The sequence below is a fragment of the Pseudomonas lundensis genome (assembly GCF_001042985.1).
Classification (GTDB): domain Bacteria; phylum Pseudomonadota; class Gammaproteobacteria; order Pseudomonadales; family Pseudomonadaceae; genus Aquipseudomonas; species Aquipseudomonas lundensis.
Genome location: NZ_JYKY01000010.1, coordinates 1 through 26,014 on the forward strand (window position 1 = coordinate 1; position 26,014 = coordinate 26,014).

The 26,014-nt window shown below is 55.9% G+C and carries 30 protein-coding genes and 1 tRNA gene; 16 read left to right on the forward strand and 15 right to left on the reverse strand.

The window, feature by feature from the left end:
• Positions 1-161: 161 nt before the first annotated feature.
• Positions 162-1,166, forward strand: coding sequence for an RNA polymerase sigma factor RpoS (gene rpoS, locus TU74_RS10055; protein WP_047277156.1), 1,005 nt, complete (start codon positions 162-164; stop codon positions 1,164-1,166).
• Between the two features lie 693 nt (positions 1,167-1,859).
• Here the strand turns inward: rpoS and TU74_RS10060 are convergent.
• Genes TU74_RS10060 through TU74_RS10070 form a run of 3 tightly spaced genes read right to left on the reverse strand, consistent with a single transcriptional unit; the run spans position 1,860 to position 4,407 of the window.
• The gene (locus TU74_RS10060) at positions 1,860-2,909 is read right to left on the reverse strand and encodes an alkene reductase (RefSeq protein ID WP_047295097.1); all 1,050 of its coding nucleotides are present in this window, start codon (positions 2,907-2,909) and stop codon (positions 1,860-1,862) included.
• A 17-nt stretch (positions 2,910-2,926) separates the two neighbouring features.
• Positions 2,927-4,093 (reverse strand): MFS transporter, encoded by a 1,167-nt coding sequence (locus tag TU74_RS10065; RefSeq protein ID WP_048376319.1) that lies wholly within the window; start codon positions 4,091-4,093, stop codon positions 2,927-2,929.
• Positions 4,094-4,104: 11 nt separating this feature from the next.
• Positions 4,105-4,407, reverse strand: a complete 303-nt coding sequence (locus tag TU74_RS10070; RefSeq protein WP_047277151.1) for an ArsR/SmtB family transcription factor — start codon at positions 4,405-4,407, stop codon at positions 4,105-4,107.
• Positions 4,408-4,563: 156 nt separating this feature from the next.
• On the opposite strand from TU74_RS10070, the gene TU74_RS10075 reads away from it, so the two are divergent.
• Positions 4,564-5,142, forward strand: coding sequence for an acyl carrier protein phosphodiesterase (locus TU74_RS10075; RefSeq protein ID WP_048376322.1), 579 nt, complete (start codon positions 4,564-4,566; stop codon positions 5,140-5,142).
• Between the two features lie 12 nt (positions 5,143-5,154).
• On the opposite strand, the gene TU74_RS10080 is transcribed toward TU74_RS10075, so the two are convergent.
• Together TU74_RS10080 and olsB are read right to left on the reverse strand one after the other, a co-directional pair.
• Positions 5,155-5,952 (reverse strand): lysophospholipid acyltransferase family protein, encoded by a 798-nt coding sequence (locus tag TU74_RS10080; protein WP_047295094.1) that lies wholly within the window; start codon positions 5,950-5,952, stop codon positions 5,155-5,157.
• Positions 5,952-6,707 (reverse strand): L-ornithine N(alpha)-acyltransferase, encoded by a 756-nt coding sequence (gene olsB / locus TU74_RS10085; RefSeq protein WP_047295091.1) that lies wholly within the window; start codon positions 6,705-6,707, stop codon positions 5,952-5,954. Before olsB ends, TU74_RS10080 begins: the two co-directional genes overlap by 1 nt.
• A 262-nt stretch (positions 6,708-6,969) precedes the next feature.
• On the opposite strand from olsB, the gene TU74_RS10090 reads away from it, so the two are divergent.
• The 12 genes from TU74_RS10090 (at position 6,970) to TU74_RS10140 (ending at position 18,355) form a co-directional block, all read left to right on the forward strand.
• Positions 6,970-7,560, forward strand: a complete 591-nt coding sequence (locus tag TU74_RS10090; protein WP_048376323.1) for a YceI family protein — start codon at positions 6,970-6,972, stop codon at positions 7,558-7,560.
• 1 nt (position 7,561) lies between these two features.
• Complete coding sequence (locus TU74_RS10095) at positions 7,562-8,716, forward strand: phospholipase D-like domain-containing protein (protein ID WP_048376325.1); 1,155 nt, start codon at positions 7,562-7,564, stop codon at positions 8,714-8,716.
• Between the two features lie 124 nt (positions 8,717-8,840).
• Positions 8,841-9,476 carry a LysE family translocator gene (locus TU74_RS10100; protein ID WP_048376327.1) on the forward strand — a complete coding sequence of 212 codons (636 nt, stop codon included), beginning with the start codon at positions 8,841-8,843 and terminating at the stop codon, positions 9,474-9,476.
• A gap of 85 nt (positions 9,477-9,561) precedes the next feature.
• Entirely contained in the window at positions 9,562-10,845 is a 1,284-nt protein-coding gene (locus TU74_RS10105) for a diguanylate cyclase domain-containing protein (RefSeq protein ID WP_048376328.1), read from the forward strand.
• A gap of 400 nt (positions 10,846-11,245) precedes the next feature.
• On the forward strand, positions 11,246-11,965 hold the full coding sequence (locus tag TU74_RS24990; RefSeq protein WP_338148439.1) for a hypothetical protein: 720 nt from the start codon (positions 11,246-11,248) through the stop codon (positions 11,963-11,965).
• A gap of 687 nt (positions 11,966-12,652) precedes the next feature.
• Complete coding sequence (locus tag TU74_RS24455) at positions 12,653-12,820, forward strand: hypothetical protein (RefSeq protein ID WP_164488088.1); 168 nt, start codon at positions 12,653-12,655, stop codon at positions 12,818-12,820.
• Complete coding sequence (locus TU74_RS10115; protein WP_048376330.1) at positions 12,817-13,404, forward strand: hypothetical protein; 588 nt, start codon at positions 12,817-12,819, stop codon at positions 13,402-13,404. Before TU74_RS24455 ends, TU74_RS10115 begins: the two co-directional genes overlap by 4 nt.
• Positions 13,401-15,902 (forward strand): hypothetical protein, encoded by a 2,502-nt coding sequence (locus tag TU74_RS23120; RefSeq protein WP_053069991.1) that lies wholly within the window; start codon positions 13,401-13,403, stop codon positions 15,900-15,902. Before TU74_RS10115 ends, TU74_RS23120 begins: the two co-directional genes overlap by 4 nt.
• A 405-nt stretch (positions 15,903-16,307) precedes the next feature.
• On the forward strand, positions 16,308-17,309 hold the full coding sequence (locus tag TU74_RS10125; protein ID WP_048376332.1) for a phage major capsid protein: 1,002 nt from the start codon (positions 16,308-16,310) through the stop codon (positions 17,307-17,309).
• The gene (locus TU74_RS10130; RefSeq protein ID WP_157315150.1) at positions 17,309-17,533 is read left to right on the forward strand and encodes a hypothetical protein; all 225 of its coding nucleotides are present in this window, start codon (positions 17,309-17,311) and stop codon (positions 17,531-17,533) included. The genes TU74_RS10125 and TU74_RS10130 overlap by 1 nt, the downstream gene beginning before the upstream one ends.
• Positions 17,530-17,814, forward strand: coding sequence for a hypothetical protein (locus TU74_RS10135; RefSeq protein ID WP_048376336.1), 285 nt, complete (start codon positions 17,530-17,532; stop codon positions 17,812-17,814). Before TU74_RS10130 ends, TU74_RS10135 begins: the two co-directional genes overlap by 4 nt.
• Positions 17,815-17,935: 121 nt before the next feature.
• Positions 17,936-18,355, forward strand: coding sequence for a terminase small subunit (locus tag TU74_RS10140; RefSeq protein WP_048376338.1), 420 nt, complete (start codon positions 17,936-17,938; stop codon positions 18,353-18,355).
• A gap of 198 nt (positions 18,356-18,553) precedes the next feature.
• Here TU74_RS10140 and TU74_RS10145 read toward each other — a convergent pair whose 3' ends face one another.
• From TU74_RS10145 to TU74_RS23430, 6 genes are all read right to left on the reverse strand, one after another.
• Complete coding sequence (locus tag TU74_RS10145; RefSeq protein WP_048376339.1) at positions 18,554-19,162, reverse strand: hypothetical protein; 609 nt, start codon at positions 19,160-19,162, stop codon at positions 18,554-18,556.
• Between the two features lie 218 nt (positions 19,163-19,380).
• The gene (locus TU74_RS10150; RefSeq protein WP_048376341.1) at positions 19,381-20,664 is read right to left on the reverse strand and encodes a tyrosine-type recombinase/integrase; all 1,284 of its coding nucleotides are present in this window, start codon (positions 20,662-20,664) and stop codon (positions 19,381-19,383) included.
• A 177-nt stretch (positions 20,665-20,841) separates the two neighbouring features.
• A tRNA-Gly gene (locus TU74_RS10155) sits at positions 20,842-20,915 on the reverse strand.
• A 66-nt stretch (positions 20,916-20,981) separates the two neighbouring features.
• Entirely contained in the window at positions 20,982-21,866 is an 885-nt protein-coding gene (locus tag TU74_RS10160) for an alpha/beta fold hydrolase (RefSeq protein ID WP_048376343.1), read from the reverse strand.
• Between the two features lie 103 nt (positions 21,867-21,969).
• Positions 21,970-22,662, reverse strand: a complete 693-nt coding sequence (locus TU74_RS10165; RefSeq protein ID WP_048376345.1) for a pseudouridine synthase — start codon at positions 22,660-22,662, stop codon at positions 21,970-21,972.
• A 33-nt stretch (positions 22,663-22,695) separates the two neighbouring features.
• Positions 22,696-22,920 (reverse strand): cysteine-rich CWC family protein, encoded by a 225-nt coding sequence (locus TU74_RS23430; RefSeq protein ID WP_047278229.1) that lies wholly within the window; start codon positions 22,918-22,920, stop codon positions 22,696-22,698.
• 148 nt (positions 22,921-23,068) lie between these two features.
• Here TU74_RS23430 and ung point away from each other — a divergent pair, with 148 nt between their 5' ends.
• Positions 23,069-23,761 (forward strand): uracil-DNA glycosylase, encoded by a 693-nt coding sequence (gene ung, locus TU74_RS10170; RefSeq protein ID WP_047277131.1) that lies wholly within the window; start codon positions 23,069-23,071, stop codon positions 23,759-23,761.
• Between the two features lie 95 nt (positions 23,762-23,856).
• Here ung and TU74_RS10175 read toward each other — a convergent pair whose 3' ends face one another.
• Positions 23,857-24,216 (reverse strand): hypothetical protein, encoded by a 360-nt coding sequence (locus tag TU74_RS10175; protein ID WP_048376347.1) that lies wholly within the window; start codon positions 24,214-24,216, stop codon positions 23,857-23,859.
• Positions 24,213-24,479, reverse strand: coding sequence for an Ogr/Delta-like zinc finger protein (locus TU74_RS23435; protein ID WP_082149862.1), 267 nt, complete (start codon positions 24,477-24,479; stop codon positions 24,213-24,215). The genes TU74_RS10175 and TU74_RS23435 overlap by 4 nt, the downstream gene beginning before the upstream one ends.
• A gap of 334 nt (positions 24,480-24,813) precedes the next feature.
• Here TU74_RS23435 and TU74_RS10180 point away from each other — a divergent pair, with 334 nt between their 5' ends.
• A complete protein-coding gene (locus TU74_RS10180; protein ID WP_048376348.1) occupies positions 24,814-25,215 on the forward strand; it encodes a helix-turn-helix domain-containing protein in 402 nt (133 codons plus the stop codon).
• A gap of 17 nt (positions 25,216-25,232) precedes the next feature.
• Here TU74_RS10180 and TU74_RS10185 read toward each other — a convergent pair whose 3' ends face one another.
• Positions 25,233-25,586, reverse strand: a complete 354-nt coding sequence (locus TU74_RS10185) for a putative holin (protein WP_048376350.1) — start codon at positions 25,584-25,586, stop codon at positions 25,233-25,235.
• A gap of 113 nt (positions 25,587-25,699) precedes the next feature.
• Positions 25,700-25,996, reverse strand: a complete 297-nt coding sequence (locus TU74_RS10190; RefSeq protein WP_139048412.1) for a response regulator transcription factor — start codon at positions 25,994-25,996, stop codon at positions 25,700-25,702.
• Positions 25,997-26,014: the final 18 nt, after the last annotated feature.

Genomic DNA, 26,014 nt, shown 5'->3' on the forward strand with positions numbered 1-26,014 from the left:
AGATATCTGCAACCAGATCCCAGGCTGCGTCGGGGAGTTCATACCGCTTTGCCATCTTGGCCTCCTGGCTTTAATGGCGGTGTATTTTACAGAAAATCGTATTTCTTGGGTTTACGTACAGAGCCTAGAGCTTGAGGTCGAACTCAACAAAGGACTATAAAATGGCTCTCAACAAAGAAGCGCCGGGGTTTGACATCGACGATGAGGTGCTCCTTATGGACCCTGATATCGTCATGGACTCGATGTCAGAAGAAGATGCTTCACCCCCTACAGTTCGTACCAAGTCCAAAACTTCATCTGCGTTAAAGCAGCATAAATACATTGATTACACCCGGGCGCTTGATGCGACTCAGTTGTACCTCAATGAAATCGGTTTTTCCCCATTACTCTCTCCCGAAGAGGAAGTCCATTTTGCGCGTTTGTCGCAAAGTGGAGATCCGGCCGGGCGTAAGCGCATGATTGAAAGCAACTTGCGGCTGGTGGTTAAAATTGCCCGCCGCTACGTCAATCGCGGGTTATCGCTGCTCGACCTGATTGAAGAGGGCAACCTGGGCCTTATTCGGGCTGTCGAGAAGTTTGATCCCGAACGCGGGTTCCGTTTCTCGACTTACGCCACCTGGTGGATCCGCCAAACGATTGAACGGGCGATCATGAACCAGACCCGTACCATCCGTTTGCCGATCCATGTTGTTAAAGAACTCAACGTCTATCTGCGAGCTGCGCGTGAACTCACGCAGAAACTCGACCACGAACCCTCCCCTGAAGAAATCGCCAATCTGCTCGAAAAACCCGTTGCTGAAGTCAAGCGCATGCTCGGCCTCAACGAGCGGGTGTCCTCGGTGGATGTGTCTTTGGGGCCTGACTCCGATAAAACCCTGCTCGATACCCTGACAGATGATCGTCCTACAGATCCGTGTGAACTGTTGCAGGATGACGATTTATCTCAGAGCATCGATCAGTGGCTGTCGGAATTGACCGACAAGCAGCGCGAGGTGGTTATTCGCCGCTTCGGCTTGCGGGGTCATGAAAGCAGTACGCTTGAAGATGTAGGGCTTGAAATTGGCTTGACGCGTGAGCGTGTGCGCCAGATTCAAGTCGAAGGACTCAAGCGCTTGCGCGAGATCCTGGAGCGTAATGGGCTCTCCAGTGAGTCATTGTTCCAATAGAGCGTGCAGTACCTGAAACCCCGGCTAAAAGCCGGGGTTTTTTATGCGCGATCAGTTATGCCTTCCTGGCGTATTGAACGGAAAACTACCGCGGCCTGCGTTTTTTTCCTTCTGTTGATGGGGAAAAGTAACCAGCAACGGTAAACATTTTTAATTCGCTGTTCGGAATTGGGCATTTGAAATGAGGCGCCGCGAGTGAAAATGGATATTTGTTTCGCTGTTTTGTAAGCCTTTACTTACTCTTCTTGTAAGCTAAAGGTTCATGAAAGAATAAGTAGTTAGATTTTCTTACCTGTTTTATTTTTTAAGTTGTTGATATATATAAACTTCTTTTTTTGTTGCGTGTCTGTCGTGTAATAAAAATCTATATATGGTGCGCTTGCAGCAACCTTGGAAATCTCTAATATCAGAACTGTATCGACGGATCGATACATCGTTCAGGGATGGACGTTGAAGGACATCGCAGGAAGCGATTCATCAGGATGATGAAAGGGAAAAAAGGGATTAGGGAATAAATGTGGGCGGGTCAAACCGCCCCTTTTTTTACTTGGCCTACGTGCCACAGACGAATGCTTGATTTATCTCGCTTGCGTCTGAGTGTGACCCCCCTTATTTAAAACAAACCGCCCAAGGTCATTAAGGCCTTGGGCGTTTTTTATGGCGTGCGTTAAAGGCGCGTCATCTCAGCACCAATCACAGCGCCGGGTAGTCGATGTAGCCTTGCGGTCCGTGAGAGTAAAAGGTCTGCGGTTGAGGTTCATTGAGCGGGGCATCCGCCTTGAAGCGCTCAGGCAAATCCGGGTTTGCGATGTAAGGCACGCCAAAAGCCACGGCATCTGCTTTGCCAGCAGCCAGCAAGGCGTTGGCGCTGTCTTTGGTAAAGCGCTCATTAGCGATGTAAGGGCCGCCAAAGGCCGCTTTCAATTGCGGGCCCAGGCTGTCAGCGCCCTCTGCTTCGCGTGAGCAGATGAACGCGATACCGCGCTTGCCCAGCTCTCGTGCCACATAGCCAAAGGTTTCAGCCAGGTTCTCATCACCCATATCGTGCAAGTCTGCACGAGGCGACAAGTGCACACCTACGCGCCCCGGCCCCCAGACGCTGATAGCAGCGTCCGTGACTTCCAGCAACAGGCGGGCGCGGTTTTCCACTGAGCCGCCGTACTGATCCGTGCGCTGGTTCGTGCTGCTCTGCAGGAACTGATCGAGCAGATAACCATTGGCGCCGTGAATCTCGACCCCATCAAAACCAGCCGCCTTGGCGTTTTCTGCGCCTGTGCGATAGGCCTCGACAATGTCAGCGATCTCGGCTGTTTCCAGTGCGCGTGGTGTAGGGAAATCCACTTTCGGGCGCAGCAGGCTGACGTGGCCTTTAGCCGCGATGGCGCTTGGCGCAACCGGCGTTTCGCCGTTCAGGTAGGTGGGGTGAGAGATACGGCCCACGTGCCACAGTTGCAGGAAGATTCGGCCACCCGCTTGGTGCAACGCTTTAGTGATATTGGTCCAGCCGCGTACCTGAGCGTCTGACCAGATCCCTGGGGTGTCCGGGTAGCCAACGCCCATTGGCGTCACCGAAGTCGCCTCGCTGAGGATCAGACCAGCGCTGGCACGTTGCACGTAGTACTCGGCCATCAACGCATTCGGGACGCGGCCTTCATCGGCGCGGCAGCGGGTCAGTGGGGCCATGATGATGCGGTTGGGCAGTTCGAGCTCGCCCAGTTTGATAGGGTCGAAAAGGGTGGTCATGTCTGTAGCCTCTCGGATCAGTGTGTGGCAGTGGCCAGGTCGGGCGTCCCGCCCTGGCGAAAAGTAATCAGGGTCACCAGCAATGCCAGGACCGCCAACGCTGCGGCAGCCAGCGGCACGCTGGTCAGGCCGAAGCCATGTGCAATCACGCTGCCGCCTATCCAGGCGCCCAATGCGTTACCGATGTTGAAGGCGCCGATGTTCAGGGTTGAAACCAGATTGGGGGCGGCTTTGCCGAAGGTCACGACGTTGACTTGCAGCGCCGGGACGGCTGCAAACGAGGCGGTAGCCCACAGGAACAAGGTGATCTCAGTCGGGATCACGGCCACGCTGGTCCAGGTCAGGACGGTCGATATCACGGCCATGGCGATGAAGACGACCATCAGGGTGGCGGCCAGACGCTTGTCAGCCAATTTGCCGCCGATGATGTTGCCGACGGTGAGCCCGAGGCCGATCAGCAGCAAGGTCCAGGTCACGCCCCGCGGCGATACGCCAGTCACGTCACCCAGCAACGGCGCCACATAGGTGAAAAGGGTGAACATCGACGCCGCAAACAACGCGGTCATGCTCAGGGACAGCCAGATGCCAGCGCCTTTGAGTGCTCTGAGCTCGGCTCGCATGTCGAGTTTTTCTTCGTCACGCTTGGTTGGCAAGAAGCGGATCAGGCCAATCAGCGCGATCACGCCGATGACGGTGACGGCGAAAAACGTCGAGCGCCATCCGGCGGCTTGCCCCAGCGCGGTCCCCAAGGGCACGCCCAGCACGTTTGCCAGTGTCAGCCCCGTGAACATCAGCGCAACGGCGGAGGCGCGCTTGTTGGCGGGCACCAGGCCCGCCGCCACGACCGAGCCAATGCCGAAAAAAGCGCCATGGCAAAGCGCTGTGACTACGCGGGCAAACATCAGCACGTTGTAATCGCTGGCCACAGCGCACAACAGGTTGCCGACGATAAAAATACCCATCAAGGCCACCAGCGCGGCCTTGCGTGGCAGCTTGGCAGTCGCCAGCGCCATGAACGGCGCGCCGATGGCCACGCCTAACGCGTAACCGGTGACCAGCCAGCCAGCACCGGGAATGGAGACACCCAGGTCGGCAGCCACATCGGGCAGCAAGCCCATGATGACGAACTCGGTGGTCCCGATAGCGAAGGCGCTGAGCGCCAGGATGAGAAGCGAGAGGGGCATGAAAATCCTTGTTAAAGCGTTTGGTTGAATTGTTCGAGGAAGGCCCTGATGGTGTCTTCGTTACGTTTGAAAAAGTGCCATTGCCCGTGCTTCTGGCTGGTAATCAGGCCCGCGCGTTGCAAGGTCGCCAGGTGTGCTGAAACCGTCGACTGCGAGAGGCCGCAATGCTGGTCAAATTGACCGGCGCACACGCCGTGCTCGGTGGAATGCAGTTGGTCTGGAAATGACTTTTCGGGATCTTTAAGCAGGTGAAGGATTTCTCGGCGTACTGGGTGTGCCAGCGCTTTTATTATTTCGTCGAGGTCGATGTTCATGGTGGCAGTGCTCAATGAGGTACAACGTTATATCGCGATGAGGCGAACTTTAAATCGTAATATCGCGATATACAAATATGATTTTGATCTGAGATCAGTACAAATCGATATATCGAGTTATAACGATATGGAGGGTGCAGTGCTAAACTGCGCGCCATGAATTATCTCGCACATCTGCACCTTGGCGGCCAGCGCCCTGAAGAATTACTCGGCAGCCTTTATGGCGACTTTGTCAAAGGCCCGCTGCAAGGTGAGTTCCGGCCGGGTATTGAGTCCGGCATCCAGTTGCACCGCAGCATTGATGCGTTTACGGATGCTCACCCCTTAGTCGGGCAGGCACTGTCGCGGTTTACCCACACGCGACGGCGGTATGCAGGCATCGTGCTCGATGTGTTTTTCGACCATTGCCTGGCCCGTGACTGGGGTCACTATGCCGATGTACCGCTGGAGCGCTTTACGTCGGGTTTTTATCGTGTGTTGGGGGCCGAGCCGCAGTTGCCCGCCCGATTGGCGGCCATTGCACCGCACATGGCCGCCCACGACTGGTTGGGTTCCTATCAGGACTACTCAACGCTGGAACGGGTGTTTAACGGGATTGCCCGCCGCCTGTCACGCCCCCAGGAACTGGCGGGCGCCATGCAGGATCTGGATGCGCTGTATCAGCCTTTAAGCGACGACTTTCAAGCGTTCTACCCCGAGCTACAGACTTACGCCGCTCATGCGCTGAGCCGCTGAATGCGCGTTGAGTCAGCGTTGCATTAACCAGCTGGCCTGAGCTGCACCCGCAGGCCCTGTCTGTTGGGGCTGTACCAGCACGCGTTCAATGGCTTGCTGTGCGCGGAAGGCGAGGACGGTCCGTTCCTGATTCAGGCACGCAATGGGTTCGAGCAGGTGGATCTCCACGTCCGCCGTGTCGTGACTGAACAACCGCATCAAATGCGACAGCAAGTCGTCATCGCCGATGAAAGGCGCAATCGGGTCGGTCGAGCCATCACGCAGATAACGGATCGCGACCGGTTGCAGGTGCGCGCCGCTGTCGATCGCCGCTGAGAGCAGTCGGCCGTGGAAGGTGCGCACGCAGCGGCCATCTGTCGTGGTGCCCTCGGGAAACATCAACAGCGGCAAGCCCTGACTCAAATGGTGACGCATCTGTTGGCGGATCAATTGGCTGTCGCCAGCACCGCGCCGGATGAACAGACTGCCCGCCTTGGCGGCCAGCCATCCTGCGACCGGCCAGCCGCGCACATCGGCTTTGGACAAAAACGACAGTGGCGTCAATTGCCCCAACAGTGCGATGTCGGTCCATGACACATGGTTACTGACCCACAGCATCGAGGTGTCCGGCAACTGCCCGAACACGTTGATGCGAAAGGGCAGGGCACGGCTCAGGCGCGCCATGAAAAACTGTGACCAGCGCTGGCGCCTGACCTGAGTGCTGTTGAGTTTCAGGCGTTCCATCACGCCAAATACGCTGGCCATGCCCAGCCCCAACCCTACGACGCACAACACGTGGATCACGCGGCCGTAACGCCGCAAGCGACCCATTACATGGCCGCCTTGAAGTGCCGGGCATAACGCGGGCACAGCTCGTCACGTTTAAGCAAAATAAACACGTCGGCCACCTGGAAGTCTTCGTCCCAGCAAGGTTCGCCGCAGATTTTCGCTCCCAGGCGCATATAGGCCTTGAGCAGCGGCGGCAGTTCGGCAATCACGTTGGCGGGTAGTTCCTGATGTGGAATCGGCTTTTTCGGCTCGGCGCGCAGGTATTCGGTGCACAAGTAGCGTTCGCGTAAGCGCTGCATGATGGCATGGGCCTGAACGCCGCCGTCCTGCATCGGGATGCTGGCGCAGCCCATCAGGTATCGGTAGTGGCCCTGATTGAGGACTTCAGCCAGTTCGCCCCACAGCACGGCAATGGTGCCGCCATTGCGGTAGGCGGGGTCGACGCACGTTCGTCCGATTTCAAGGACAGGCCCTTGCAGGTGCGCCAGCCCGTGCAGATTGAATTCTTCTTCGCTGTAAAAATGCCCGATGCCGCGCGCGGCCGTGTGGTCCAGTAGCCGGGTGGTGGCGACCAGATGGCCGGTGTTGAGATCGCGCACGCCGATGTGCGCACAATGCCTGTCGAAGTCGTCCTGATCGAGGCCGCCTTCTGCGCCTTTAAGCGTGGCCTTGAGTTCATCACTGAACACCCGGAAGCGCAGGGCCTGTGCCTCGCGTAACGCTTCGGGGCCGATCAGGCGTTCTGCTTGCAGGCGTCGTTCTTGAGCGGTGTCGCGAATGCGGGCGATTTGAGACATTGCGAATCTCCATGCAGGCCAATGCCCGCCGAGGGTGACTGCCAATCGACTGAGGGGTGCAACGTCAGGCTAGGCAGGTGCAATGTCATCGCCATGACAATTGAGTGATGCTTGCGTGACAGGCGTTGCGCCGTTTTGTGCCTGATGAACTGTTTGGGCCGGCTGGCGTCCTACCCGATACGCTAAAAAAATCCCTCGCACCGCTTGCATGTGCCCCGGCTCGGGGTAATGTTCGCCCACGTTTAATTGCCGAAGAGTTCTTATGTTCAAAGCGTGTTTGTCTTCTGTGTGCGCACTCTTGCTGACGCTAGGCGTAAGCCTGTCCGCGCAGGCCAATTGGTATCTGGATGGCGAGTCGTCACGGCTGTCGTTTATCACCACGCAAAATGCCAACGTTGCCAACGTGCACCGTTTTTTGGTGTTGCACGGCAAGGTGAATAGCAAAGGGCAGGCGCAATTGAGGATTGAGATGGACTCAGTCAACAGCGCGGTGCCACTGCTCGACGAGCGCATGCGTGATGTGTTGTTCGACTTCAAGCACTTCCCGGAAGCACAGATCACCGCGCAAATAGACCTGCAACCGATTAACAACCTGGCACCCGGCGCCCAGTTTGAGCTGCGTTTGCCGGTCACGGTCAGCCTGCGGGGCAAACAGCACACCTATGATGCTCAACTGTTGGCCACCCGCCTGGATGAGCACCGGTTTCAAGTGGTGACGCTGGAGCCGTTGGTGGTGCAGGCCGAGGACTTCGGTGTGCAGCCCGAGCTTGAAACACTGCGCAAACTGGCGGGATTGTCCGCAATCAGTTTTTCAGTGCCGGTGGGTGCGGTCTTGATCTTCACGGCCCGCTGAGATGGCTGGCGCAGTGTTTCCATGGCGTGACGCCAATCAGTTCGAATTGCTGATCGACGGCCCGCAATTCTTTGCGCGCATGATCGCGGCGATGGCCGACGCTCAGGCCCACATTGACCTGGAGCTTTATCTCGTCGAAAGCGGCGCGTGTGCCGAGGCCATTGTGGTGGCGCTGGAGCAAGCGGCCATGCGCGGTGTGCGCGTACGGTGTCTGTTCGACGGCTATGGCAGCCTGGCGTTTACCTTGGGGCTGCGTCGACGGCTGATCGATGCCGGCGTGGAGCTGCGCTTTTACAACGCCATCAGCTGGCGCAAAGGGTTGAATAACCTCTATCGCGATCACCGAAAGCTGTTGCTGGTGGATCAACGTCTGGCGGTAGTGGGCGGTACTGGCGTGACCGATGAGTTTTGGCAACCGGGCAGCAATACCTGTGACTGGCATGAAGTGATGGTCGACATTCAAGGGCCGTTGGTGTTGGACTGGCAAATGCTGTTTGACCGTCAATGGCGCGCCAATATCAGTCGTAAAGCCTGGAAACCCGCCACGCACTTCGGGTTGCCTCATTTACCGCGCGTGCCGGCGTCGGGAACAGGCATGGGCCGTGTGGCCTACGCAGACGCCCATCAGCATCGCGATATTTTGAAGTCGCTGGTCAGGGCCATTAACAGTGCAAAACAGCGTATCTGGCTGGCAACGCCTTACTTTTTGCCCACCTGGCAAGTGCGCCGGTCGCTGCGCCGGGCTGCCCACCGGGGCGTGGATGTGCGTTTGCTGCTTACTGGCCCGCGCACCGATCACCCTTCGGTCCGTTATGCCGGGCACCGTTACTACCCGCGGCTGCTCAAAGCCGGGGTGAAGATCTTTGAATATCAGCCGTGTTTTTTACACCTGAAAATGGTGCTGATCGATGACTGGGTCAGTATCGGCTCATGCAATTTTGATCACTGGAACCTGCACTTCAACCTCGAAGCCAATCTGGAGGCGCTGGACCCTGCACTGACTCGCGCTGTGGCGGCCAGTTTTGTCACCGACTTCGCGCAGAGTCAGGCCGTCAGTTTGCAGGCCTGGCAATCGCGGCCTTTGTGGCGGCGGGTCAAACAGCGGGTCTGGGGTTGGGTGGACCGGCTAGTGGTGAATCTGGTCGGACGTCGATAGCGGTTTTATCAAGCGAGCCGCTGTTTTATTCAACACGCGGTTACATAACGTTTCAGAACGTGCAAAATCAAGCGGCCTCACGGGCACTTGGAGAGCGTGAGCGGGATTTCTGGAGCGTTTTTGCATGACACCTTCGCTGTTGTGGGCGATACTGGCCTCGGGCTTCATTTATGGCATCACGCCGGGGCCAGGCGTATTGGCTGTATTCGGGATTGGCGCCGCGCGTGGTCGCCGCGCCGGCGCCGGTTTTTTGTGCGGGCATCTGCTGGGCGATGTGATGTGGTGCAGCACTGCGCTGATCGCCATTGTCGGTGCCCGTGAGTTCGGCAGCACGGCGTTCAACGTGCTGGGCCTGCTCAGTGGACTCTACCTTTTTTGGCTGGGCGTGCGTGCCGTACGTGCACAGCCTAGCCGCGGGGGGCAGCAAGGCCCGGCCCGCCAGCCTTTTGCCCACGGCATTTTCTTCGGTTTGACCAACCCCAAGGCGTATCCCGTTGCCGTTGCCACGTTCACGGCCTTGCTCTCCAGTCGCGCAGAGTTGCTCACATGGACGATGCTGCCCTGGCTGATTGCTCTCAGTTTTGTGGGCGGCGCGGCGGCCTATGTCATTCTGGTCGCGATTGTGGGGGCCGGTCACGTTCGCGCGCTGTACCAGCGCCATGAATTACTGATTACGCGGTTGTGTGGCGTCATGTTCATCGGGTTTGCGATCAGCGCATTGGCGCATGCATTGCCCGGTTTGTGGATGAGTGTTGTGTGACCTGAGCTGCAAGGAATCAGCCGGGGGGAGTGCCGCATCAAGAGGATGGAGTGTGAGGTTTTACCTTCTGGCATAGAGCTGCCCAATGGATATTAAAAGCTACCTGTCGCAATCCAGCTTCATCGATCTGTTGCTTGATGCCGTGTGCGTGGTGGACCGTCAGGGGCGGTTTATCTTTGTAAGTGCGGCCTGCGAGCGCATTTTCGGGTACACGCAAGAGGAACTGATCGGAACGTACATGATTGAGCTGGTGTTGCCCGCTGATCGGGCGCGTACGTTGCAGGCGGCTCAGGACGTCATGGGCGGCGAGGCCAAACTCAATTTTGAGAACCGATACCTGCACAAGGATGGCCGAGTCGTGCATATCCTGTGGTCTGCCCGTTGGTCCGAGACCTGGCAGATGCGCATCGCCGTTGCACGTGACATCACCGAACGCAAGCACGCCGAATCGCGGCAGCAGGCGCTGTTTGATATCTCTGAAGCGGCCCATGGCGCCGAAGACTTGATGCAGCTGTTTAAGCGTGTGCACTTGCTCATCGGGCAATGGCTGCCCGCGTTGAACTTTTCGGTCGCCCTGAGGGATCAGGCGCAAGGCACGTTGAGCTTTCCTTATCACGTGGATGACCACCCGCAACGACACAGTAACGAAGCCCTTGAGTTGAGCGAGCAGGTGATACGCACCGGGCAAGCGATGTTGCACTGCTCACCGGATGCGCCTTCGAGGCTGGGTGTGCCGCTGGCCACGCATAAGGGCATCATTGGTGCGCTGCTGGTCAAGAGCTCGCTGGGCGAAGAGCGTTATACCGAGGAGCATCAGGAACTGCTGCAATATGTCTCCACGCAAGTGGCCGCCGCCATCGAGCGCAAGCAACTACACGCCCGGTTACAGTACCTGGCGCAGTACGATCCCCTGACACAACTGTTCAATCGCGAATCACTGTATGAACGGCTCGACCGGGCACTGGCCAAAGCGAGGCGGGAGTACGGATTTGTCGGCGTGTTGTATGTCGACCTGGATCATTTCAAACAGATCAATGACAAATATGGACACGGTATTGGCGATTGCTTGCTGCAGCAGATTGCCAAACGCATGAAGCACTGCGTACGAGAAAGCGACACCGTGGCGAGGATGAGCGGGGATGAATTCGTGGTCGTGCTGGATAACCTCAAGCACCCGGACCATGCACAGATCGTGTCGGAAAAAATCCGCCAGAACCTCAGTCAGCCACTCCTGATAGAAGGCCATACCCTGCACGTGTTGCCGAGCATTGGTGTTGCGGTCTACCCCGAGAACGGAGAAGTCGCGCAGCAATTGCTACACCATGCCGATACGGTGATGTACAACGTGAAGAAAAGTGGTCGGGCGTGAGGAGTGCTGCGAAGAAATGTCGCTTTCAGAAGGCTGACAGCGCAATGAAGAAGTGGAGCGGGTGAAGGGAACCTAAGGATCCAGTAAACATAAGGCTTGCGTGGTTGTTTCTGTTGGTGGGTGTACATGTAGGTGTACACCGTCAGGATTGCTCATTGCCTGTACTGTGCCGTTGGTCACACGGCAAACCCCGTCGAAAGTAGCTAAGTACGCTCCGACCGCTGGCCACTCAAACGCAGCCGCTCGGCCACTGACCTGTCACGGTTTGGGTTACGACTCAATCGAAAGAAAGTAGTGGAGTCAAAGTCCCCGTAGTCCCAAGTCACAGACCGGCTAAAGGGGGGGCTCCCACCGGCACAGCGCTTGAATAGGCAATAGTTTCCTATATAGTGGCTTCTGAATGCCCAATCGTTCGGAGCAGAAGCAAATGCCAAACGCCGCCAATCACAACCCCGATCCGACATACCTGCGCAGCTTATTAGACCGGGCCAGTATTACCCAAAGCCAGGCGGCTGAGCTGCTTGGAGTATCCCCGCGAATGATGCGCTACTACCTGGCCGAAGAAGGGAGCACACAGCATCGCGCCGCGCCTTACCTGGTTCAATTCGGTTTGGAATGCCTGGCCCGGACGAGCAAGCCCACGAAGGCCCTCACAATCAACAGTATCAAACGGTCCGGTGGATTCGTCGGCATGACAGCCGGCCACGCTTTGGCTTTCAGGTTTTGCCAGGATGTAGAAAACGGAGTCATACCTGACCAAGCCGACTTGTCAGCCATTGCGCGAGGATTGAAACCCATCACAGAAAGCTGCAAGAAACCAACAGCCGAGATTATGGCGGAGGTAGCTAAGAGATTGGATTTGACCAAGGATCAAGGAAAATTCGTGGTGAAAAAGTCCAATTTTATTGAGGACTTTACTGTGGTCGTAAATTATCTGCTGCGGGTCCGAGAGAACACCGACGCTGGTCAACCTTTGAAGGAAGCAGAGTTTGAAGCGCGTCAGTTCTTTATGAAAAAACTCGGTATAGGGGATCGCGCTATGCGAAACAGGATAGAAACGTACCAAGCTAAGGCGGAACAAGTATTGGGAATACCCCCAAGCCAACCCGACACCGACTAGGGTTTTGGAAGCGTATTAATTAGAAAATGCTTCCCCGTTTTTTCGTTCATACCATCTGTATCGCCTACATACATACGAGGTCAAGGCGATGCAAACGACTACACAGCAATACATTCCCAATCAGGCACCTAGCCTGGCTCAACTGCTTACCTTCAGCGAAGTATGTGAACTTCTGCGCAAGTCGCGTTCTGGCGTTTACAAACTCATGTCCGCCGACCCTTCATTCCCTGCACCAATCAAAGATGGTCAGGCTCGATCCGCACGCGCGTTTTTCGTAGCTGGGGAACTTGCTAACTGGCAAGCCTCGAAGCTCGCACTGCGGGGAAACTCCCAATGAAAAAAGCCGCCCCGGTGAAGGAAAGCGGCCTCGTGCAACAAGGTCAGTCTAGCCCTAAAGAGCTACGTTGTGCCATTGCGACAGCCCGCCCGCCCGTGTATCGTTCTCCAGTCGCTGCAAAATCAGCGAACGGGTTTGGCGACCCGAGCTCATACAGGCGCACAGGCGCCCCCATTACGATTGCAGGCGCTTTTTCTGTGCCCGCATTCCGCTTAATGGTGGCTGTGCGTGGGAGACCTTCGGGTCTGCCGGGGTCCTGTATGCCCGGTTCGCCAACCCGCGCACAGCTGCCACCCTTAAATCGTTTGGCGACGATCCGTGGCAGCTCCTCACATACAGGAGCTCCACCCATGAAAGCCCAGCACGCCCTCATTCCGTCCAATATTCGCGCACTTGCCCATCGCCGCATGGCTCTCGCAGCGTTGCACGCCAATTCCTCCCTTTCCACCCGCCTCAAGCGTTACAACCACCACATCGAAATCGCTCGTACCCTGGAAGCGCAAGGGGGCGTGCAATGACTGCATGTGACCTGTTTGTCCTCGAATCGAAGCGTAAAAAAATGGTGCGCATCATTCATCCAGCTTGCACATTAGAAGCGGCGGCTGCGTGCCTCCGTGCAGCGGTACTTGCTGATCGCGATGGCCACGGACTCGCCACGGCTTTTCTCAAGACCAATCCAGCTGCATATCTGGCCGGCAGCGAGAGAGGCTTCGTCAGAGCTCGTTGGGCTGTCCTCGAAACAGAGCTATCCATTAGCAAGAAGCGTGTACTGCGCTATACCGGCCCGCTAGCCGATTTTCTAAGTGCCCACGGCGAGCCGATCGTGCTTTTTCAGGGGCTCTATTACGACAAGCAAAGTGCTCTCTCAACGTTCGCACGACTTCACTCGAGAGCACTCTCCTACGCCCGTCGAGGATGCTCAGTGAACCCCGGCCAGCTAACGGAGCTGGTGAAATTGATTGAGGCTACCTGGCCTGCCGACGTGGTGACGTTGGCTCATGTCCACGACCTCATGGATGTTCTGGACGCCGAACGGCCGACCTGGGGCAGAAGCAATCTCGGGACTCTGTTACAGCAAGTACGAGGGGAGCATCGACTATGAGCGATTCTCTGACCGTTCTAAAGGCTGGTGTCCCTTTGGCAAAACGCTGGACAGCCGGCGGCAAAGTCGCCCCCTCGGCCAATGCGAAGCATTTTGACTTCGAGACTATTCCCGTCGATTGCCTGGAAGACCTATCCCGAGAACTAACGAAGCTGGAAGCGCAGTCCAAAAGCGCGGTTGTGCGCGGCACTTATAAACAAGATGCGCTTGAGCAGAGCGCGTTGTTTGCTCCTGACGGTTACAAACCCGGCAAGTTTCTGCGGCGCGCTGACTTAATGGACGATAAGCCACACCATTGGATAATGATCGACGTAGACGGCTACATTGTTGAAGGCTTCGATCCAAACGAAGAGCCTGAAAAAGCCATCGGAGCGGTTATCAGGGAGTGCCTGCCTCCCTGCTTTGACGATGTCTCATGCCATTGGCAGCTATCGAGCAGCGCCGGGCATCACTTAAAGCCAGATAACGCGTTCCACGGTCACCTGTGGTTCTGGCTGGATGCTCCACGTACATCCGCTCAGCTCAAAGTGTGGGCCGAGAACAACACCATGTCCGTAGATCGCGCGTTGTTCAACACTGTTCAGCTTCACTTCACCGCTACGCCGCTCTTCGACGCGGGCGTGCTCGATCCGGTTGCGCGACGGAGCGGACTGATGCGCAAAACTAAAAGCGCCGTGGACCTCATTTTGACGGTGCAAGAAGAAGCTGCAACGGCGGGCATTAGATCGACGCCACGACCTGACTCGATAGCAGATCTGCTCCACTCGAAAGGTATGGTGAAGTCGATTCGACCCGACGGCGCACTAAACATCGTCTGCCCGCGACTAGATCAGCACACGAGCGACAGCACCGAGAGCGCTTCCATTTACTACCCACGCAACACCGGCGGTTTTTCGCTGGGTAATTTCAAATGTCTGCATGCGCACTGTGTCGCCGCCACTCGCGACGACTTCCTTTCGGCGTTGGACTATCTGCCCGAGGACGAGAAAGAAGACAGCGAAAGCGGTGGCAAGAAGAACCAAGCCACCATCTTGGTTGCGTTCGTCTTGGAACGGTACGAGCTGTTTCACAACCCCGAAAAGGACGTGTACTGCCGCGACCTCATATCAAGTGAAGTTTGCCAACTCAACTCCCGCCAACTCCGGGACCGTGTCGGCGCGGACTACTACACCGCGACCGGAAATGCCGCTAGGGAGCAGTCGCTCAAAGAAGCATTGGGCACACTGGCAGGGCTCGGGCGGTTCAAGGGCGAGCTGCACGATGTATCCCTCCGCTTCGCCGGCGCCGATGGGCGCTATATGCTCGACCTGGCGCAGCCTGGCTCCAGCCGAGCGGTTCGACTGACACCCGGAAAGTGGGAAGTCCTAGAGACACCTGAGCACCGCTTCTATCGGCCGGAATCAATGCAACCGCTTCCTACGCCTATCGGTGGAGGTTCGCTTGACGGTCTATTCCGAGTGGCGAACATCCCCGAGGCGCAACGCCTGCTCGCTGTAACATGGCTGATTGATTGTCTGCGCCCGGATACCCCCTACCCGGTTGCAGAATTGCTGGGCGAACAAGGAAGTGGCAAGTCAGGCACGCAAGAGGCATTGCGCAGGATGCTCGACCCCAACGCGTGTAATTTAAGATCCGCACCGAAGACCATCGAGGATGTTTTTGTCAGCGCTGGTGTCTGCGCGATTGTGTCCTACGAGAACATCTCCCACCTTAGCGCCCCAATGCAGGACTCGCTCTGTGTTATTGCTACTGGTGGCGGGTTCGCAGCACGAACGCTCTACAGTAACAAAGACGAAACCATCATCTCTGTAAAACGCCCAGTCATCCTGAACGGCATATCTGTCTCGGTCACGGCCCAAGATTTGGTGGATCGCTGTATCACGCTTGAGCTGCCGACGATCACTGACCGTTTGGAAAGCAATGAGCTCTGGTGCGGGTTTGACCGCGAGTTACCCTCTCTGCTCGGGGCTTTACTCGACATTGCTGCAAAGGCGCTTGAAATACTGCCGACTATCCGTATCCCCGCCGAACAACGCCCTCGGCTTATCGAGTTTGCCCGCCTGGGAATGGCTGTAGCGGTAGCAATGGGCAAACCGGCTGAAGAGTTCCTAGCGCAGTTCACCAAATCTCGGCAAGAAGCCCTTTCTCGCACGATTGATGCGTCCCCGGTCGCCGCTGCAATTGTCGATATGCTCGACGCATTACCGTGGGGTATGACGGCCCCGGTGAAGGAAATTCTGCAATCCCTAGAGCGCTACAGACCCAACGGCTGCGAAGCCTGGCCTCGTTCCCCAAAAGGCCTGGGGGACGCAATGCGGCGGGCTGCTCCAGCGCTACGCCAAATCGGCATTGATTGTGAATGTTTGGGCAAAGGGAGCGGCGGAGTTGTCCGTTGGGCCATCAAGAACAGAAAGGTCACCGAGGTGCCTCAATCAACGGCGTCACGACCACATCCATCGCTTGCCTGTGACGAGGCGACGTATGAGGACTTAGTATGACCAAATGCACCCACTGCAACGGGACCGGGCACGCCCCACAAACGGAAACACTCGAACAGCGCATAGACCGCACGGAGGCGAGATTACTCGCAGCGTGTGAAGCTAAGGGACTATATGTGACCGGAGATCAAAGGGTCAGCACAAAGGATGCCGCAGCGCTTCTCGGGTTGTCGGTAGAAGGGCTGAAACAGGCAAAATCAGAAGACCGCGCACCTACAGCACATCCGAGGGGGGTTGGTGGAAAGACTCGATCCAGTTACCGAGTGCGCTCCATCGCGATATGGCTTGAGCAAGATTACGATACAACGTAAGACCCGGTGAGTTGCGGTTATGTCACCTGGGACTCTACGCCCGCATCATCTCCTCCATACCCCGGCTACCCCTGCCGGGTAAGGAGACTTTCCAATGCATCAGCCCTCTGCCACGCTAATTCAAATGATTAAGGTCAAAGCACAATGCGGCGACCTCGTTAACGCGGAAGCCGTCGCCTCGGCTACTTACGGCGAAAACTCCACGGTAGTCAGGCTTCTGAGAAAAGAATTTATTTCTTCCGACTCCCTGAACTTGGACGGCGACTGGCGTGCAGCACAGCGCGCATTCATCGAGATGGTTCGAGCCCGAAGCCTGGTAGGCAAGATTGCTGCCGCGTCCGGCTTCTACAAGTTGCCCGCACTCACTCCGACCCTTCGCCAAACATCGCCGCTAGTAGCTTCCTGGGTAGCTCAGGGAAACCCTATCGCCACCACGGCAGCGAGTTTTGAACGCATCGTCAATGAACCACTAAAACTCGGCGCAATCCTCCCTGTTACTCAGGAAGTGCTGCGTGGCGTTGGTGCTGATTTTGAATCAGCTTTGTCCGCCGAGTTGGTCCGTGCAGTGGCGGCACTTGAGGGCGTTACCTTCATTGATCCTGCAAACGCCGGCGTGGATGGTGAAACCCCTGCCTCCGTGTTGTATGGCTCCACCGCCATCGCGGCTACCGATGATCCAGCCGCAGACCTGAAGGCTTTGATTGCCAGCTTTTCCGGCGACCTGGAAACAGCCGTGTTTGTTATGAACCCTGCTACCGCTGTATCACTTGCGGCTATTGGCTTTGACGGCATCGGCGCACGCGGCGGCGAGCTCCTTGGCGTCCCCGCTGTTACATCAAGTGCAGTGCCTTACGACATTGCTGCTGGCGGCTTGGTTGCCTTGGTTGACCCACGGAAGATCCTGCTGTCAGACCAAGGCGTCAGCCTAGACAAGTCTGACCAGGCTCTCGTGCAAATTGGTGAGGACTCCTCCGGCGATCCCCAATACATGTCCCTCTGGCAGAACAATTGTGCGGCAATCAAAATCGTGCGTGGTCTGAGCTGGCAGGTAGCGCAGCCTGGCTGCGCAACCTATCTCAGCGGGGTGAAATGGTAATGACTCTAAGACTCTCGCCCGGTGCGGCTGAACGCATCGTGAAAGCTCAGATTGAAGCGCGCAAGGAAGCCCCGGTTGGTGCTGGCGATGACGGTGCGGTGGCCGGTGCGGTGGGTGCAGCCTGCAGCGAAGTGCTGAAAGTAATTCAGGCTGAGTTTGCCGAGCATTTGAATCTGATCGAAGACGCCCTGGATCGCTTATCCGCCCTGGAGGCAAAGCTATGAACGAATCTACCGAACTCGCTATGGATCGCATCCGCGCTGAATGCACAGCCGCTGTACTTCACTCACCCGGCGCTACGGTGCTGACGGTAGATGTCGATCCTCACGAAGATGAGGACGGTGCGCTGTTCGCGATGCTTGAGCTCACATCGGGGCATCTGATTGGCGTTGGCTTCACTGACGATCAACCGTGGAGTCCTGAGCGTCAGATGCACCTGCTGATCGTCGCGGCGCTCAACGCGGCGCTGGGGCTCTCTGGCGAGGTGCTGGAGGCTACGGCCTGAGGCTGTCGCGACCTGAAGGGAGGGGCGGGAGGGTAAATCCTACGGGGCCTCTCCTACCCCTGAACGCGCCGACCGCACGCACAGGTTTTTTTCCCTATACGAAAAAGGGGCATGTTTAAACATGAGGCATTTGACAAGCAGGCAGCGCGCTTTTTGCAAAGCGCTCGTGGCGCAGACCGGCAAACGAAACGGTTCTAAAGCAGCACGTATTGCGGGATATCCCGAAGCCCGCGCAGCCTGTCGCGCATCCAAAAACCTGCGTAACCCCCGAGTCATTGCAGAGATAAGCCGGTTAGAGAACAACTTAGCGAACGGCCTCCACGACGCGCTTGAAGGAATAAATTTCACCGACGCGCTAGTGTTTCTGCTGGCCGTCATGGCAGACGGGACACAGGATCTCGGCATACGAATTGAAGCGGCAAAAGCGATATTGCCTTACACCCATGCGAAAGCTGCGGCCAGGTCATTAGCCACAGCAGAGGATCTGGTTAGCGGCAGGTTTGTCGTCCAGCCCGCGCCCGAGGACATCACCTGGCAGTAGACAGCCACTGACAATTTTTGCGTATGAGGATTAGTCGTGAGTGCCTCAGGTTAATACCAACCGCGACTGTTTACAGGTCAGCCCTCCTTGCCGGTAAAGCGATACCGGTATGGCCTTGGTAAACACGCCCGACCAGGTTAACGCCTAGTCGGGTTTTTTTTTTGCCTGGCAGTTGATGGCTTTGAGCTGGTTACATGGTTACAGAGTGTCGGGATCGATACCGATGTTTTTCAGAGACTGTGCAAGCGATCCATCGAGAGCAACCTCGCCAGTTGTGGAGGCCGCCTGATTGATGCCAACAGTGCGAAACTTAAGCGTTTGCCCCGCCACCATCTGTTTCAGTATCGCCTTCGCCTTGGCGCCACCGGTTACTGTGTATGGACTCATCATCTTATAAGCGTTTTCCATGGCTTGAGCCTGAGTCTTTTTAATCAGTTCCGCTTGCTCTGCCGGGAGCCCCATTGCGATGTCTGGCATCGCAGGAACCAGTCCTACTGGAGTTTCTTGAGGCGTTATCGTCCACGCTTCGTTCTGGTCAATTCGGATCTGCACTGTACCGACTGGGATCTTGAAGCGGCCGCCAGACATGAGGCCCACGTAAATTTCGCTGCCCTCCTTGCGCACGACGGGATAGAACTTCAGGGTGCTGGTGATTATCGAGCTACCTGAAGAGAAATCACCGGTAGTAACCATCATGGTTGTCTTGTCGGTAAATTCGTCTGTAGTGCCGGTAGCCTTCCATACAGAGCCTGAGGCGCAACCAACAAGCGCAGCGGCTGCTAACGATATTGCGAGGATCCGTTTCATTCCCTGCTCCATAGATTGAGTTTTGCGCACTGTATCAGAACGCCATTGAGCGCCGGCTGTGCAGCCCTGCCGTAATGGTGAGAGGGACCTTTTATGACTTGGGACTATCGGGACTTTGACTCCACTACTTCCTTTCGGTGGGTGTGTCACGCGTCGGCGGCTGGCGCAGTCATCCTTTAGCCGGTCTGTGACTTGGGACTACGGGGACTTTGACTCCACTACTTTCTTTCGCCTGACGCGTGACCCTGCACTACGTTGACCTTGCGAGAGAACTCGGCTCGCTGTTCCGGTGTAACACCGTCGGCCAGGCAATCCAGATAGTCGGCGTACCACTGCACCAGGGCGCGGCGCTGTGGCAAATAACTGGCTTGGTTGTAGATCCCGCTCACGCCCGTTTCTTTGTGCGCTAGCTGCGCCTCGATGTGGTCCTTTTGCCAGCCGTGTTCACGGAGCAGGGTTGACGCTGTGTGTCTTGTGCCATGCCCAACAAGACGGCCTCTATAGCCGATCTTGCACAGCGTCAGGTTTATGGTGTTCTCGCTGATGACTGGATGCGTTGCACCGATGCCGGGGAACAGGTAGCGCGACCGGCCTGTTGATCTTTGGAGTTCGCGTAGCGCCTCGATTGCCTGCCGGGGGAGGGGAACATAATGGTCGCGGCGCATCTTCATTTTGTCTGCCGGCACTGTCCACAGCGCCGCATCGAAGTCGATTTCTGACCATTCAGCCCATCGCACCATTCCCGGTCTGGAGGCCGTCCATAGGCACAGCCAGGTGGCCGTTCTCGCCGGTGCTCGGCTGGTGCTGGTGCGCAACGCTCTCAGAAACGCGGGTAGTTCCGCTTCCAACAGGTGAGGATAAGGCGTTGCTTTCGGCGTCTTGGTGGAGATAGACAGAAGCTCACTTGCCGGGTTGTTGTCGCACAGCCCCCGTGCAATGGCTTGACTGAATATCTGGCGTAGCGCTACTCGTACCTTATCCCGCGTGTTCGGCGCATTGCGGGCTTCTATGCGTGCCTGAAGGTCCGCGCAATCTTTGCGTGTTACCTCTGCAATCGGTTTATCGCCAAATGCAGGCAACACATCGTTGTCGAGATACCCGCGCATTAGATAGAGAGTGCTTTCAGCCAGTCCACCGTCGGCCTTGTGTTTAAACCAGTCCTCGGCAGCATCCCGGAAAGGGTTAAGGACAGATGCGTCTCGTGCTTTACGAAGACCGGCCTTGTGCTCGACAGGATCCCCACCGGCAGACACCAAATCACGCATCGTCCGTGCTTTTTCGCGGGCAACCTTCGCGGGTATTTCTGGATATCCACCGAGACCGTGCCAAGACCAGGCGCCGTCGGGTTTTTTGAATCGGAACAGCCAGCTCTTTTGCCCGTTGGGTTTTACGCGAAAATACAGACCGTTCCCGTCCTGCTCCCTGTACTCCTTGGGTTCCGCTTCTAGGCTCGCCAGGACCGTATCAGCCAGCGGGCGCTTTTTAATCTCGGTACGGCGCATTTTCTTGTACACCTAAGTTAAGCATTTTCCCGAGTGTACACAGAGGTGTACAGAAACGGCAAAGATATAGGGGTACATCGCAAAACAAGCGGACACAAAAAAACCGGCTCATATGGCCGGTTTGTCTGGGCTTCAGCTGACCTCCGACACATCCGGGGTCATGCTGAAATATAGAAGTGGAGCGGGTGAAGGGAATCGAACCCTCGTTATCAGCTTGGGAAGCTGGAGTAATGCCATTATACGACACCCGCTCAGAGCGGCTGACTTTGTACCAGAAGTCGGCGCGGATGAGAAGGTTTAATTGTTCATTCCCTCGTTTACAGCCCGATATGCTCACCGGATGGCGTCATTGGCAGCCCTGCCGATGAAGGGGATTGCACTGGGTTCAGGAAGTCCAGCACGACGCTTTTTGTGTGTCGACTGGCAGCCGTGTGTTCCATGTCCAGAAAGTGACCAGTGTTGTCCACGATGGCAAATTGGCTGTTGGTAACAGGGTGTGCGAATTGTCGAGCGTCTTTTGCCGCCGTGTATTCGTCCCATTCGCCATTGATGAACAGCACGGGAATAGCAATGCGTTCAGCCGCCTTGAGCCGACTCGCGTAGTCACTCGCCAGCAAATGGTCGATGTGGAAGTGCATTTGCGCGTATTCGTGATCGGCAAGGGTGCTGATGTGACGAAAATTAAAACGTTTGAACAGGTGCGGCAAATGCTTGCCCAGTGTGTCGTTCACCAGATGGCCCAGCAGGGTGCGGTCGCCCCTGGCTAGCCCGTGACGGCCCCGTTCCAGATAATCCTGCATGGCCGTATTGATGGCGGGTGAGAACGAACTGATCACCGCTTTCTCAATACGCTGTGGTTGTTCAGCCAGGGCGGCCAGTGCAACCAGTCCGCCCCACGAAAACGACAGCACGTAATGGGCGTTAAAGTGCTCGATCAATTCCAGCAACACGTGGGCTTCAAGCTCATTGGTTAGCAGGGAAGGATGAGGATTGTGGGGTTTTGACTGACCCGCGTAGGGTTGGTCGTACAGCACGACATTCAGTGCGGGGTGCAGGTTCTTGAGGGTCTGGGCAAATGAGGCCGTTGTGGACATCGACCCGTTGACCAGAATGATGGTGCGGTGTGCCGATTCGGATCGGTAATGCTCGGTATGGATTCGATACTGACCTTGTATATCCAGCACGGCGATTTCAGGCTTCATGGCGTCGGACTCCCGCACATCGAACGTCGTTTAATTCGAGAGTGAACCCGGAATGTGACAGTCAATCGTGCGGGGCTTGAGCTGGTGCCAGAGGGTTGCGGTCTCAGAACAACTCGATTTCCTGCGCAGTCAGTGCCCGGTACTGGCCTGGCGCGAGGCGTTCATCGAGCACCAACGAGCCGATGCGCTCGCGGTGCAGGCGCAGCACTTTGTTGTTGAAGTGGCCGAACATGCGCTTGACCTGGTGATAGCGGCCCTCAACGATGCTCAGCCGGGCACAACGCGGGCCAAGCACGTGCAAGTGGGCTGGCTGGGTGGTGAGGTCTTCATACGCGAAATAAATGCCGTGGTTGAACGTGACGGCATACGCGTCGGTGATCACGTGCTCTGTTTCAACGTAATACACCTTGGGCAGTTTGGTTTCAGGTTGCGTGACCTGTCGTGACCAGTGCCCATCGTTGGTGATCAGCATCAAGCCGCTGGTGTTGAAGTCCAGGCGCCCGGCGATATGCAGGTCGTCCTTGTCCGGCTCGTTCAGCCAGTCGAGCACAGTGGGGTGTTGCGGGTCCTGAGTGGCGCTGACACAGCCGGGCGGCTTGTGCAGCATGAAATACCGCGCGGGCTTGCCGACCTGCAGGCATTGTCCGTCGCACTCAATACGGCTGAAGGCCCGCACCTCATGGTGAGGATCGCAGACGATGTGGCCATCGACCTGAACGCGCTTCTCGATCAGCAACAGGCGCACCTGTTTGCGATTGAATTGCGGCAAGTTGCTGAGGAAACGGTCTAAACGCATAGCCATCGATCACATGAAAAACCGGCGCGTAGCTTAACGGTTGGCGTCGCCAGTCGTTGCAGGAAGTTGCTCAAGCACACCGGCGCACCGTGGGCACAGACAGGCCGCATTGCGCAGTTCGGCAGGTAACGCGTCAATGACGCTCGGGTCGAGGGTGACGCTAAAACACCAGCATGCGCTCGTCGGCACATCATCGCTGGCGAGCATCGCGCATTCATTGCTGGCGCCGCAGGCAGGGCACAGGGCGGGTGTTGACATGGTAAATCCAATAAAACCGTGGGAGCTGGCCGCCTTTATACAACAGTTGGGCGACCGGCATGGTCATCCGCGACAGACGTGCCTGATTGCATTGACAAGGCGGGTGGGCTTTTTTAGTGTCCGCACCATTGTTTTTCGAGATGTAGCCATGACGCTGGACGACCGTATAAAACTTGAACCCCTCTGGAAGCAGGCGCTGCGCGAGGAGTTCGAAAAACCCTACATGGGCGAGCTGCGTGAGTTCCTGCGTCAGGAGCACGCTGCGGGCAAAGAAATTTATCCGCCGGGCCCCCTGATTTTCAATGCCCTGAATTCAACGCCGCTGGACAAGGTCAAGGTGGTGATTCTGGGGCAGGACCCTTACCACGGCCCGGGTCAGGCCCATGGGCTGTGTTTTTCCGTGCAGCGCGGCGTGCCTGCGCCACCTTCGCTGGTCAACATCTACAAAGAACTCAAACGCGATCTGAACATCGACATTCCTTCCCATGGCTGTTTGCAGTCATGGGCCGATCAGGGGGTGTTGCTGCTCAATACCACCATGACCGTAGAGCGGGCCAACGCAGCGTCTCACGCCAAAAAAGGCTGGGAGCACTTCACCGACCGGATAATCCAGGTGGTCAGCGAGACACAGCCCACGTTGGTGTTTTTGCTGTGGGGGGCACATGCGCAGGGCAAACAAAAGCTGATTGATGCCACCAAACATTTGGTGTTGACCTCTGTGCATCCTTCGCCGCTGTCGGCTTATCGAGGCTTTATCGGGAACGGGCATTTCAGCCGCACCAACAAGTTTCTTGAGCAAAACGGTTTAACGCCCATCAATTGGACATTGCCTGCCGATTGATCTGCGACCAATACAGGTGTGGACAGATAAACTCGACATGACACACCAGGTGTGACGCCTGGTGTGTAAGTGATAACAGGTGAGAATCGCGCGAATTAAACCAGCCGCATTCGACAATTGTCGGGTGCCTCAATCACTCTTTCTACAATGGCTTTAATTGGAACGGCCCACGTCATTCCACTTTCCGGGTCTGTGATAACGGCCAGATGTTCAGTACTGGCATCCAGATCCAGTCGGCACCGTTCATCAATGATTTTGAGTTCGCCGTAGGCGCGACTGACCAACTTCTGTGCCGCCGGAACGCTCAGCGCGTAAATACTGACCAGATAATTGACGGTTTTACAAAATAAAATCTGATCGCTTTCCGGATGCTGGGGTTGGAACTTTCGTAAGAATGTCAGCGCCGATGCCTGTATCTGGTGCTCGTCATCTTCGGCTAAATGGGCAGATGTCATGGTGTCACTCCGCACGCATTATCAACGTTCTCAATAGCAGCGCGACGCAGGTCTTTATCAACATGAGGAAGACGAACATCCGGGTTGGGCATACCGCTGGGTGATAACTCATGGGTCATTTCGAATTCAGCCCTGACTGACCATCCACAGGCTTCAGTTGTACATTGCAAATAGGCGACACGTAAAAAAATATGTCTGCCTTCGCTGGTGCGGATCCGCATTTTGCTCAAGCAATGTGGGCAAACCATTTTGTAGGTGCTCATGAGTGACTCCGGTTAAACGTTGTTAAGTGCCAGTCGTAGCAGGCACGGCGTATAGAAAAGACCACTCCTTTGATCTCGGTGGGTGAGTGCCGGAACAGGAGGTGATAAGCAGTTCCAGCATTAAGTAAGTTTTTGGTTTTGTTTTTGTAGGAATTTTGGATTGCGTATGTGTGAGTTGCGTTTTTTTGAGCGTGAAGCGAGTTGTTTGAGTGGTAAGTCAGTGTTGTCATTTTCGAAATATTTATAAGGTTGCAATTTTTTAATAATCTTGAAGTACTCAATGTGAGTAGATATTGAAGCAAAATCGCGCTGAGTCAAATTTGGATTATTCAAAATGAGTAACAAGAAATCAATTGAAGTACTTTTAAGGTTGAAACAGGTTTTCGGTGTTAAAACTGACGTTGACCTTTCTGGCGCCATGGGGGTTAGCCCTCAAACATTGAGCAGCTGGAAAGGGCGCTCAAAGATTCCCTATGCGCACTGTATTGAACTCGCCGAAAAGCACGATATATCGCTGGACTGGTTATTTAGCGGGCATGGCCCCATGTTGCTGCCTAACTGCCATCAAGTAACATCAGGCTATGACGTCTTTAATGCAAATGAGTTTCAAGTTTTAACGCTTTACCGCGCCTTGAATGCTTTCAATCAAGGGCTGGCGCTAAGCGCTATACAGGATCGTCAACATGTGCAGGGTTTGACGGAGCGCATAGAGATTTTGTCACAGCGCGTCGAGTAGTCTGCTCAGCCATCAGGTCACTTTCCCCCTCTAAACCGTCGTATCAGGTCGACAATATCCGTCACCTGAATCCAGTCAGTCAGTTTTCGGCTGAGGGGGATTACCACCAATGCACATATAAAACCGCACACGCCGGGCGGTATGACGGGCAAGTAAAGTAATGCCACCGGCGAGAATAAGTAACCCACACTTACGCTGAGTAAAAAGCTCGCCATTTTTTTGAATATATTTTTATTTTTTCGGGAGCTCGCCACCAGCCACGCCCCTAAAAATGCTCCCCAGAACATCGGGTTGTTCACTATGTTTTCCAGCACGAGAAGGCACAGTTCTAGGTATTTATGGGCTGTGTACGCTAATTCTTCAGTGGCCATGTCGGGACGCTCTTTTGTCGTGGGGCTGCACAGGGTTCAGAACATCGGTTGACGTGCATTTCAGGCAGTTTAATACGTATCGTGTCGTTCAGTTTTTTTGAGGTTTATAGTCGTCAGGTGTGTGTCAGGATGCCGAGTTTTAATGCTTTTAAAACAGTGGCGTGACGGCACCGTGTTCCAAACTTTGCTCTGAGGTTGAAGAAGTGAAAGTTGATGGTGCTCTCGGCGCGGTGAAGTGTTCTGGCAATTTCTGCGGTGGTCATGCCTTTTGCACAAAGTTGCAATATTTGCTGTTCGCGAACGGTGATTTTTAGCGTGCAGGTCGCGTGCTCATTATCCAGAATTAATGATTTATAAGACTCGCCCTGTTTCATTTCAAAGCCTGCACTGTTGAAGGAATTGGGCTTCACAGTAAATGCTGAGTGTCA